Raw genomic sequence first — 9,880 nt, 5'->3', positions numbered from 1 at the left:
ACACGTCTTGCTTCGTCCCGGGCCGTGCCCTATGAACAGGCGGGGAGAACCGTTCGGGCGCGGCGTTTCCGTGGAGCACCTATGCGAAATCTCACGGCGTGTCTGGCGCCGTGAACGACGCAATGCCGCTAGCACCGCGACGTGCCACAAAGCATTGTCGGGTTGACCGCCTCACCGGTGAAGCACTCTGCGCGTCGCCATATACGCGTCGAACAGACCCGCATGCAGGCGGCTCAGTTCCTCGCGCAGGCTGACCAGTTCGTGCTGGTCGCCCTCATGCTCGCGGCGCAGGATCTCCCCCAGTAGGGCCGTCGCGCGGGACGCCGCCTGCTCACGCTGGACGCGCGCCTCGGCCAGCCGGCCCGCCAGCGCCGGCTTGATCACCAGCAGCCACGCCGGGAACCACGCGTCATCGTCGACCTCGCCCGTGCCGGGAAACTCCGCATCGAAGCGCCGGCGTAGCGCGTCGAGCGACGCGTCGCCCAGGACGGGCAGCAATGCCGCAAACCGTGCCGGCGCCAGCCACGCCAGTTCCGCGAGCAGCGGCCACGCGGCGTCCAGCCCCTGCGCCCGGTAGCGCGCCTCGGTGATCCACGCGAGGGGCGCCGGGATGCGCCACCACGATTCAATGCTCTGCGCCGCCTCACTCGCGGCCGCCCAGTCGCCCGCCAGCAGCCATAGCGGTGCAGAATGGCTGTCGGCATCGGCACGGAGAAAAGCCAGGGTCGCGGCCCGGTCCGCAAGCGCTCGCCAGCAGGGTGCGAGCCATGCGTGACCGGTTTGCGCGGGCAGCACCCGCCGGGCGGCGGGCACCACCTCGTCCTCCAGGTGACGCCGGGCGATGGCGAGCGCCGCGTGATCCGCAAAGGGCGCCGTCGGTGCGCGTTCGAGTTCGCGCACCAGCACGCTCATGGCGGGCAGCGCGCCATCGTCCGGGTATCCGGTAGCCAGCTGTTCCAGTGCGGTGCGAGCGGACACCGCGTCGCGCCGCTGCAGTTGCTCCAGCACGTCGTTGCGCAACATCACGTCGCGGCTGTCGGCGAAGATATCCAGTTGCTTCACGGTCTGCTGCATGGTCATCGCGCTCAGAAAAGTTGCCTTTCAGGATGGGCCAGATTAGCCCACTTCACCGTGCTGCGGAAGGTGCGGCCATCTTCGTCGACGGACTCGATGATCACGCGCTGGCCGTTCGCCTCGGCAATTACGCGCACCGTACGCTCGCCGTAGCGCATCAGCGCGCCGATCGGCGGGCAGGCCGGTGCCTTGCGACGGGTCCGCCCGGTTCGTCCCATCCCCTCTTTCCGCGGGCGGCTGCTGCCTGCCATGCTGACTACCCCCGCTTGCGGCGTGCCGCTGTCTTGCCGGATGATACGGAGGCGGCCGGCGCCTTGCGTGGCGGTCCCGGTGCCCGTGCTGGACGGGCGGCGGTTGAGCGCGTGGTGACCTTCGGGCGAACGGGTCGCATTTCGCGAACATCGGCCGCGTGCCGCGCCGCCAGTTGTTCCTGCAGCGTCGCGTTGGTGGCCTGAACCGCATCGAGCCGCCCCTGCAGCACGCCCGCCTGATGACGGGCGTCACCTAGTTGCGCCTGCAGCGCCTCGACCGCGCGGCGATGGTCCGCGTCGCGCCGGTCAGCCCGCCTCGTCGTCTCATCCAGTTCCTTCTGCAGCTTTGCGGCGGCGCCGCGCTCGCGGTCGATCTCGAGCAGCGCGCGCTTTTCGGACGCGCGGAGCCGCTCCTCCGCGCGTTCAGCCGATTCGCGCTGCTTCGCCAGGTCACGCGAAAACCCTTCCCTCACCGCCTGAAGTTCGCGATCGCGCGCCGCCAGCGCCGCACTGATGCGCGCCAGTTCCCCCTCGAGCGCCTGTCGCTGCGCATGCCCTTCCGCCCGCGCCCTGTCCAGTTCCCGGACCTCGACCTGCGCGGCCAGTAGCGCCGCGGTGCGCTGTTCGAGTGCAGTCTCGACACGAGCCAGTTCGTCGCGGGCGGCGATCACCAACTGCTGCGATTCGGCCCGCTGCGCCTCGACCTCGGCGCGCAGCGCGTCGAGCGCCGTTGCGGCCGCTGCGGTGGCGCGCGTCCAGAGGGTCGCGACCAGTTCGCCGGCAGCCACACCGAGATCGGCGGGCAGGTCGGGATGCGCGATGCGCACGCGGCTCTTCTCGCGTAGTTCCGTCCAGAACTCGCCGAGCACCGCAGTCGGCGTCCCCATGCTGCCCCGCTTCACGAGCTGGTACAGCCGGTTGGCGGTCGGCGTGATGCCATGGCAGAAGAACAGCAGCGCGCAGACCTCACGGTACAGCTCGCGGGTTTTGGGGAATTCGGCCTTCAGGCGCGCGATATCGGCGGCCAGCGCCGCATCGGGGGACAGGACGTCGCTCATGAGATCACAATCAAAGAATTGTGATAAATATTACTACGTAAACCGCTATATATCTAATGCCCACGTGTCCATATTTTGACATTACTCCTATAATGTTGAAATTCAATAGCGGGAGTGCGACAATCGCCACGCGACTCCCCGAACACCGCCCGCACCGGTCCCGATGCCCATGAAAACCGCCCTGATCGCACCGCGCCCGCTCGATGTGCTCGAACTGCCGGCCGATCTCGACGGTCGCGACGGCACCAACCGCGCGCGCGGCCACTCGCAGATCGCCGCATGCGACGACCTGGCTGCAGTGCGCGCGTGGCTCGCGCGGGTCGCCGACAAGAAAACGACCTTCGAGAATTACCGCAAGGAAGCTGAACGGCTGCTGCTGTGGGCAATCGTGCAACTGGGCAAACCGCTGTCGTCACTCACGCACGAGGACCTGCAGCTATTCCGGCAATTCCTGAATGACCCACAGCCGCACGCGCGTTGGGTCGCCGACGATGGACGCAAATATCCGCGCCACGATCCGCGCTGGCGACCGTTCTACAGAACGCTCGGGCCGAGCAGCCAGTACCAGGCGATGGTGATCATCAACGCACTGTTCGCGTGGCTGGTCGAAGCCGGCTATCTGGCGGGTAACCCGTTGTCGCTGTCGCGCCAGCGCGCGCGCCGCTCAAAGCCACGCATCACACGCTATCTCGACCGCGAGCTGTGGCAGGAAGTGAAGCTGTATATCGATAGCTTGCCGAAGGACACGCCGCGCGAACGGGAGCGCTACCTCCGTGCACGGTGGCTGTTCACGCTGTTCTATCTCGGCGGCCTGCGCATCTCCGAGGTCAGCGGCAACACGATGGGATGTTTCTTCTGCCGGCGCGATGCCGACGGTCACGAGCGCTGGTGGCTCGAAGTGCTCGGCAAGGGCGACAAGGAAGGGCTCGTGCCCGCCTCCGCGGAAATGATGGTCGAACTCGGACGCTACCGGCGCGAGCGCGGCCTGTCCGCCCTGCCCTCCCGCCATGAGGACACGCCGCTCGTGCTGCCGCTGGGAAAATCCATGAAGCCGCTAACGCGCGCCGCGCTCCACACGATCGGACCGAAATTCTCGTCCGTAGTCAGGACAAGGGATATAAGCCGTTCCCAGATTCGTCGCATATGCTCACGAGCGCCGAACGATCGTCCAGTATCACGCCAGACAGGCTCCCACCGTTATCCAATCGAAGCATTCAGAAGTTGCCGGTTGCGCCGAAAGCTCTCGGCGCGACAGGTTCACTCGCATAAGAACGCAGCGTCTTTTGCCACCAACCGACATCTCGCCATGCACCGAGCTTGAATCCGACCTTCTCATAGACACCAATATGCTTGAATCCAACTGCTTCATGCAGCGCGATACTCGCGGCGTTGGGTAGCGCGATGCCTGCGAACGCCTGCGCGTAGCCCAGCTCCGTTAGCTCCGCCAGCAAGGCTTCGTACAGTCCGCGACCAACACCTCGCCCCCGACTGGCAGCGCGGACATAGACTGTCGTATCGACCGACCATTGGTAGGCTTGCCTCTCACGATGTGCGCCGGCATAGGCGTAACCATTCACCAGATCCGCATCATCGAGACTGACTAGCCACGGGAACCGTCGCAACGTCGCGATCAATCGTCGACGCATCTCGTCCGCTGTCGGTGGTTCAAGTTCGAAAGAAATGGCGGTGCCTGTGACTACTGGGGCGTAAATCGCTGAGATGGCCTCTGCATCGTCAGGCGTCGCGATGCGCAGTCGCATGAAAGCCCCCATGTTTGATGGGTAGAAAGGAACTGATTCTGTAGCGCCAATTATCGGACGTACATTCCGTGTCCTGTCCTGCCGAACCTCCGCGCAACGGAGGCGGCACGTTGTCGCCCCGTAGCGCCCCACCCGTCAATTCAATAATACTTGAAATGTTAAAATGAATGATCTATTGTTCCGGGCATGGACTCAAACCTCGTTGTACGCGCCCTTAGCGCGCTCGCCCATGAATCGCGCCTCGCGATCTTCCGTGCCCTGGTTGTGGCCGGTCCAAACGGTATGGCCGCCGGTGAAATTGCACAGCAGTTGGAGCTTTCCCCTTCAAGCCTGTCGTTTCATCTGAAGGATCTGTCACACGCAGACCTGGTGAAGCCGCGACAGCAGGGGCGTTTCATTATCTACACGGCGAATTTCGATGCCATGACGGGCCTGATCAGTTTCCTGACGGAGAACTGCTGCGCGGGAGCAACCTGTGCCGCGAGCGATCTCCCCAACTGCTGCGGAGACACACCATGAAGCGTATGCATATCCATGTCGCTGTCGAAAATCTGGGCGACAGTATCCGGTTCTACAGCGCGATGTTCGGCAACGCCGAGCCCACCGTTCTAAAGACCGATTACTGCAAATGGGAGCTGACGGACCCCGCGGTGAATTTCGCGATTTCGCAGCGTGGTGCAAAACCAGGTATTGACCACGTCGGGATTCAGGTCGAAACCGACGCGGAGTTGGCAGAGATGAATGCGCGATTCGCGACGGCGCAACTGCCAGTTGCGGCGCAAACCGGCACGACCTGCTGCTATGCCAGGTCGGACAAGGCGTGGACCATTGATCCGCAGGGCGTCGCCTGGGAAACGTTTCGAACACTCGAAACCGCGCCGGTCTACGGTCACTCGCGCGAGCAAACACAATCACATCCGCAATCGTCGGCAGCATGCTGCACGCCGGGCAATTGAACCGATCGTGACTTTCCGGAGCCGCCCGTGAGCGACAAACCTTACTCGATTCTCATTCTCTGCACGGGCAACAGTGCGCGCAGCATCATGGCCGAAGCGCTTTTCAACGCACTTGGGAAGGGGAAATTTCAGGCGTATAGCGCCGGCAGTCATCCATCCGGGGCGGTGAACCCGTTCGCCATTGATCGCTGTGAAGCGCTGGGTTATGACACAGCAGGACTGCGCAGCAAGAGCTGGGACGAGTTTGCGACGCCTGACGCTCCGCACATGGATTTCGTCATCACGGTCTGCGACCAGGCTGCGGGCGAAGTCTGTCCAATCTGGCCTGGCCACCCGCTGACGGCACATTGGGGTTTCGAGGACCCGGCAGCTTTCGAGGGTAGCGACGACGAGAAACGCAAGGTATTCAGCAAGGTCTATCGGCAGATCATGAACCGCGTGAGTCAGTTCGTGAATCTGCCTCTGCATGTGCTGGCCCGTAATGCGATTCAGCGCGAAATGCGCGCGATCGGTGACAAGCCTGTAGAGGAATCAAATGAGCAGCACTGATACAGCGATCGGCACGGCACGGCCGGCGATCGGATTTTTCGAGCGGTATCTGACGGTCTGGGTTGCCCTCTGCATCGTGGGGGGCATCCTGGTCGGGCAGGTCCTGCCACAGCTCTTCCAGGCGATCGGCCGGATGGAAGTGGCGCACGTCAACCTTCCTGTCGGTGTGCTGATCTGGGTGATGATCATTCCGATGCTGATCAAGATCGATTTCGGCGCGATGACCCAGGTCAGGAGCCAGTGGCGCGGCATCGGCGTTACGCTGTTCGTGAACTGGCTCGTCAAGCCCTTCTCGATGGCATTGCTGGGCTGGATCTTCATCCGTCATGTGTTTGCGTCATGGCTTCCCGCCGACCAGCTCGACAGCTATATTGCCGGCCTGATCCTGCTGGCCGCGGCCCCCTGCACGGCCATGGTGTTCGTGTGGTCACAACTCTGCAAAGGCGATCCGTATTTCACGCTCTCTCAGGTGGCGCTGAATGACTCCATCATGATCGTGGCATTCGCGCCCCTTGTAGCGCTCCTGCTCGGCCTGTCCGCGATTACGGTGCCGTGGGATACGTTAATCATTTCGGTTGGGTTATACATCGTCATTCCCGTCATCCTTGCCCAATTGCTGCGCCGGCACCTGCTGGCCAGAGGAGAAGCGCATTTCCGGCAGGCGGTCGCACATCTCGGCCCGTACTCGATCAGCGCGCTGCTCGCGACACTCGTCCTTCTGTTTGCTTTTCAGGGACAGGCAATCGTCAAGGAGCCGCTCGTTATCGCGATGCTCGCGGTGCCGATCCTGATACAGGTGTTCTTCAATTCCGGCCTCGCTTACCTGCTGAATCGCAGGCTCGGCGTTGCGCACTGCGTCGCTGGGCCGTCCAGTTTGATCGGTGCCAGCAATTTCTTTGAACTGGCGGTTGCAACGGCAATCAGTCTGTTTGGGTTCCATTCCGGTGCAGCCCTGGCCACAGTGGTTGGCGTGCTGATCGAAGTGCCGGTGATGCTCTTCGTCGTCGGCATTGTCAACCGCTCGCAGCACTGGTACGAAACGAAACACAGCACAGAGGGGCAGCAGATATGAGCGTCACGATTTATCACAACCCCGACTGCGGTACGTCGCGCAACACGCTGGCAATGATCCGCAATGCCGGGATCGAGCCGCAAATTGTCGAGTATCTGAGGACTCCGCCTGATCGGGAAACATTGAAGAATCTGATTGCTCGAGCTGGCCTGACGGTACGCGCCACGTTGCGTGAAAAGGGCACGCCTTACGCCGAGCTTGGTCTGGGCGATACGTCCCTGACTGATGCGCAACTACTTGATGCCATGATGGAACATCCGATCCTGATTAACCGCCCGCTAGTCGTGACACCGCTTGGCGTCCGTCTGTGCCGGCCGTCCGAGGTCGTGCTCGACATCCTGCCTGTTGGGCAGAAAGGATCATTCATGAAAGAGGACGGAGAGCAGGTTGTCGATAGCGAAGGGAGGAGACTTCTCTAATGACGCAGGACACGCCTAACGTCAGCGCCCCGCATCTCGACACGCCTGACCTGAAGAAGCTCGAACCGCGTGCAGTTTCGCAGCACGCGCCGCGAATCCTGTTGCTCTACGGTTCGTTGCGTCCTACGTCGTACAGCCGACTTCTCACGCTCGAAGCCGAACGCATCCTGCGCCATTTCGGCGCGGAAACGCGTGTCTTCGATCCGCACGGCCTGCCGCTTGTTGACAGCGTGCCGGCCGACCATCCGAAGGTGGTCGAACTACGGAAACTCTCGGAGTGGTCGGAAGGGCATGTCTGGTGCAGCCCGGAACGTCACGGAACCCTGACGGCAGTATTCAAGAACCAGATCGACTGGCTACCACTGGAAAGCGGCGGCGTTCGCCCTACGCAAGGTCGCACGCTCGCGGTAATGCAGGTGTGCGGTGGATCGCAATCGTTCAACGCGGTGAACGCGCTGCGCATTCTCGGCCGGTGGATGCGTATGGTGACCATCCCGAATCAGTCTTCGGTGGCGAAGGCCTAGCAGGAGTTCGACGCAAACGGTCGGATGAAACCCTCGCCATATTACGATCGCGTCGTGGACGTGATGGAAGAACTGTACAAGTTCACGCTGCTGGTACGTGACCGCTCGGACTACCTGACAGATCGTTACAGTGAACGGAAAGAAGCGCACCCGGAGCTTGCAACGACACTGGCGGCCGCCGCCATGAACCAGGAAGCGGTGACCGCCAATGCAGACACTGACGACAGCGAAACGGAGTGACGGCGACGGTGGCCGTGGCACTGTCGCATGGGCGCTCGCAGTTGCGCAGCTCGTTTCCTGGGGCTCGATCTATTACGCGTTTTCGCTTTTTGTCGTGCCGATGGAAGGTGCGATGGGATGGAGCCGGACGGCGACGAACGCAGCGCTCTCGGTCGGCCTGCTGATTTCAGGATTGGCAGCTTATTCGGTCGGAAAGTGGATCGATCACGGCCACGGCCGGCGCGTCATGGTCAGTGGAACCGTGTTGGCCGTAGCGATGCTGGCGCTGTGGTCGCAGGCACATAGCCTCGTGACACTGTTCGTCGTCTGGATCGGCCTCGGCGTCGCCATGGCCGCGACGCTTTACGATCCTGTTTTCGCGGTGATCACACGGGACTTTCCAGGCAGCTTTCGCACAAAGATTACATTGGTCACGTTGGTGGCCGGCTTCGCCAGTACCGTCTTTATCCCCCTGACACAGGTTCTGGTCGACTTTCTCCAGTGGCGAGACGCGCTGCTCGCGCTTGCCGGATTCAGTCTGGCAATCTGTCTACCCATACATGTTTTCGCAATCGGTCGCGATGCGCCCCGCGAAGACGATCGGGACTACAAGGCCGCGCTGAAGGCGACCAACGCAGTGGCAACCGGGCGCGCTTTACGGACGCCGACATTCTGGGCCCTTGCGGTCTGTTTCACGGCCTACTATGCGACGTTTGCGGCGCTGACCTTCCACCTGGTCCCGCTTATGACGGAGCGGCGAGTGTCGCCAGCAATGATCCTGATGACAATGGCTGTGATCGGTCCGGCTCAGGTGCTTGCGCGCGTGCTGTGGTTCACGATCGGCCGCAATGTTCGTCCGTCGATTGTCGGTATCGTTATTACAACAGCGTTTCCCGCGTCGGTTGTTGTTCTCATATGCGCAGGCACGTCGCCTGCGTTGCTGATCCTGTTCGCGGTCGTCTACGGTGGCGCAAACGGCATGATGACGATCCTGCGCGGGACGATTGTGCAGGATGTGATGTGGACGGAAGGCTATGGAGCCGTGAGCGGACTGCTGTCGATGCCCTCGAACATTGCCAAGGGGATCGCACCGATTTCAGCCGCGGCGATCTGGACGGTCGGCAGCAATTATGTGCCTGTCGAATGGACCGTTCTGTTGGTGTCGCTGATTTCGGCTGCTGCGTTCATTCTCGCCATACGCTTCGCCTCTGGCAAAAAATTTGGCGAACACCAAGCCAGTTTCGAATGAGCATACAGCCATGCAGATAAGAAACGCCAACGAAGCCGACCTCGGCACGATCCAAAACCTGTTAAACGAGAACGATCTGCCTGTTGAAGATGTCTCGACGACGCTCATCGAAGGATTCCTCGTTGCCGAAGACGCAAGGGGAACGGTTGTCGGTAGCGGTGGCCTTGAGCAGATTGGTTCGAGTGTGCTTTTACGATCGCTGGCCCTCACGCAAGAATGGCGCGGGACAGGCGTCGCAAGGAAGCTGGTCGAACTGCTCGAAGACAACGCACGCTCACTCGGCCAACAGGAAGTCTGGCTGCTGACTACGACTGCTGAGCGCTTTTTTGAGCGAGCCGGCTATGAGCGGGTAAACCGTGATGAGGTCCCCAGCGACGTGCGGTTGTGCACGCAGTTCGCGGTCCTGTGTCCGTCAACCGCCCTTTGCATGCGAAAGAGGCTCCTACCGAGATCCTCACCAACTGTGGTCGAACCGCCGGTATCGAGCTGATTTCCGCCACGCGACATCTGTTCATCAACGGCCCCTTTTTACATCTGCGCCAATCCCGGTCCAACGACAAACTTCCGTAGTCGACCTGTTGCGGCCGCCCGGGGGGCTATGCCCGCTGACCGCTGCTGTCATTGAAACGAACGGCCACCAACGGAGGCGCCTGTTTTGATGCGCTCGACGCAATCTAATGAACGCTGGTCAATGTCGTCACGGTAGGCCGATGTGAGCCAATTTGGTCCCAGATTGCGTTGGATAGCTT

Annotated in this window: 12 protein-coding genes and 1 pseudogene; 9 read left to right on the top strand and 4 right to left on the bottom strand. The window is 61.9% G+C overall.

Features of this window, described 5'->3' with window-relative positions:
* Positions 1–171: 171 nt before the first annotated feature.
* Genes P0D80_RS47410 through P0D80_RS47400 form a run of 3 tightly spaced genes read right to left on the bottom strand, consistent with a single transcriptional unit; the run spans position 172 to position 2,383 of the window.
* Positions 172–1,080: a hypothetical protein gene (locus P0D80_RS47410; RefSeq protein ID WP_408295002.1), complete on the bottom strand. Its 909-nt coding sequence runs from the start codon at positions 1,078–1,080 to the stop codon at positions 172–174.
* Positions 1,081–1,085: 5 nt separating this feature from the next.
* On the bottom strand, positions 1,086–1,292 hold the full coding sequence (locus P0D80_RS47405) for a hypothetical protein (RefSeq protein ID WP_408294999.1): 207 nt from the start codon (positions 1,290–1,292) through the stop codon (positions 1,086–1,088).
* Positions 1,293–1,330: 38 nt separating this feature from the next.
* Positions 1,331–2,383, bottom strand: a complete 1,053-nt coding sequence (locus P0D80_RS47400; RefSeq protein WP_408294996.1) for a DNA-binding protein — start codon at positions 2,381–2,383, stop codon at positions 1,331–1,333.
* Between the two features lie 169 nt (positions 2,384–2,552).
* Here P0D80_RS47400 and P0D80_RS47395 point away from each other — a divergent pair, with 169 nt between their 5' ends.
* The gene (locus P0D80_RS47395; RefSeq protein WP_408294993.1) at positions 2,553–3,704 is read left to right on the top strand and encodes a tyrosine-type recombinase/integrase; all 1,152 of its coding nucleotides are present in this window, start codon (positions 2,553–2,555) and stop codon (positions 3,702–3,704) included.
* On the opposite strand, the gene P0D80_RS47390 is transcribed toward P0D80_RS47395, so the two are convergent.
* Complete coding sequence (locus P0D80_RS47390) at positions 3,598–4,143, bottom strand: arsinothricin resistance N-acetyltransferase ArsN1 family B (protein WP_408294990.1); 546 nt, start codon at positions 4,141–4,143, stop codon at positions 3,598–3,600. The genes P0D80_RS47395 and P0D80_RS47390 overlap by 107 nt on opposite strands.
* Positions 4,144–4,329: 186 nt before the next feature.
* Here P0D80_RS47390 and P0D80_RS47385 point away from each other — a divergent pair, with 186 nt between their 5' ends.
* The 8 genes and pseudogenes from P0D80_RS47385 to arsN2 all read left to right on the top strand — a co-directional run bounded on the left by P0D80_RS47385 (position 4,330) and on the right by arsN2 (position 9,621).
* Complete coding sequence (locus P0D80_RS47385; protein WP_046564505.1) at positions 4,330–4,662, top strand: ArsR/SmtB family transcription factor; 333 nt, start codon at positions 4,330–4,332, stop codon at positions 4,660–4,662.
* Positions 4,659–5,099 carry an ArsI/CadI family heavy metal resistance metalloenzyme gene (locus P0D80_RS47380; protein WP_408294986.1) on the top strand — a complete coding sequence of 147 codons (441 nt, stop codon included), beginning with the start codon at positions 4,659–4,661 and terminating at the stop codon, positions 5,097–5,099. Before P0D80_RS47385 ends, P0D80_RS47380 begins: the two co-directional genes overlap by 4 nt.
* Before the next feature lie 27 nt (positions 5,100–5,126).
* The gene (locus tag P0D80_RS47375) at positions 5,127–5,648 is read left to right on the top strand and encodes an arsenate reductase ArsC (protein WP_408294983.1); all 522 of its coding nucleotides are present in this window, start codon (positions 5,127–5,129) and stop codon (positions 5,646–5,648) included.
* Complete coding sequence (arsB, locus tag P0D80_RS47370; protein WP_408294980.1) at positions 5,635–6,720, top strand: ACR3 family arsenite efflux transporter; 1,086 nt, start codon at positions 5,635–5,637, stop codon at positions 6,718–6,720. The genes P0D80_RS47375 and arsB overlap by 14 nt, the downstream gene beginning before the upstream one ends.
* Complete coding sequence (arsC, locus tag P0D80_RS47365; RefSeq protein WP_408294977.1) at positions 6,717–7,139, top strand: arsenate reductase (glutaredoxin); 423 nt, start codon at positions 6,717–6,719, stop codon at positions 7,137–7,139. Before arsB ends, arsC begins: the two co-directional genes overlap by 4 nt.
* Positions 7,139–7,903 (top strand): annotated as a pseudogene (gene arsH, locus P0D80_RS47360) (arsenical resistance protein ArsH). Before arsC ends, arsH begins: the two are co-directional and overlap by 1 nt.
* Positions 7,872–9,131 (top strand): MFS transporter, encoded by a 1,260-nt coding sequence (locus tag P0D80_RS47355; protein ID WP_408294974.1) that lies wholly within the window; start codon positions 7,872–7,874, stop codon positions 9,129–9,131. Before arsH ends, P0D80_RS47355 begins: the two are co-directional and overlap by 32 nt.
* Positions 9,103–9,621 (top strand): arsenic resistance N-acetyltransferase ArsN2, encoded by a 519-nt coding sequence (gene arsN2 / locus P0D80_RS47350; RefSeq protein ID WP_408294971.1) that lies wholly within the window; start codon positions 9,103–9,105, stop codon positions 9,619–9,621. Before P0D80_RS47355 ends, arsN2 begins: the two co-directional genes overlap by 29 nt.
* Positions 9,622–9,880 lie beyond the last annotated feature (259 nt).

Source organism: Paraburkholderia sp. RL17-373-BIF-A (genome assembly GCF_046030175.1).
Classification (GTDB): domain Bacteria; phylum Pseudomonadota; class Gammaproteobacteria; order Burkholderiales; family Burkholderiaceae; genus Paraburkholderia.
This window is presented reverse-complemented; position numbering and strand designations above follow the sequence as displayed.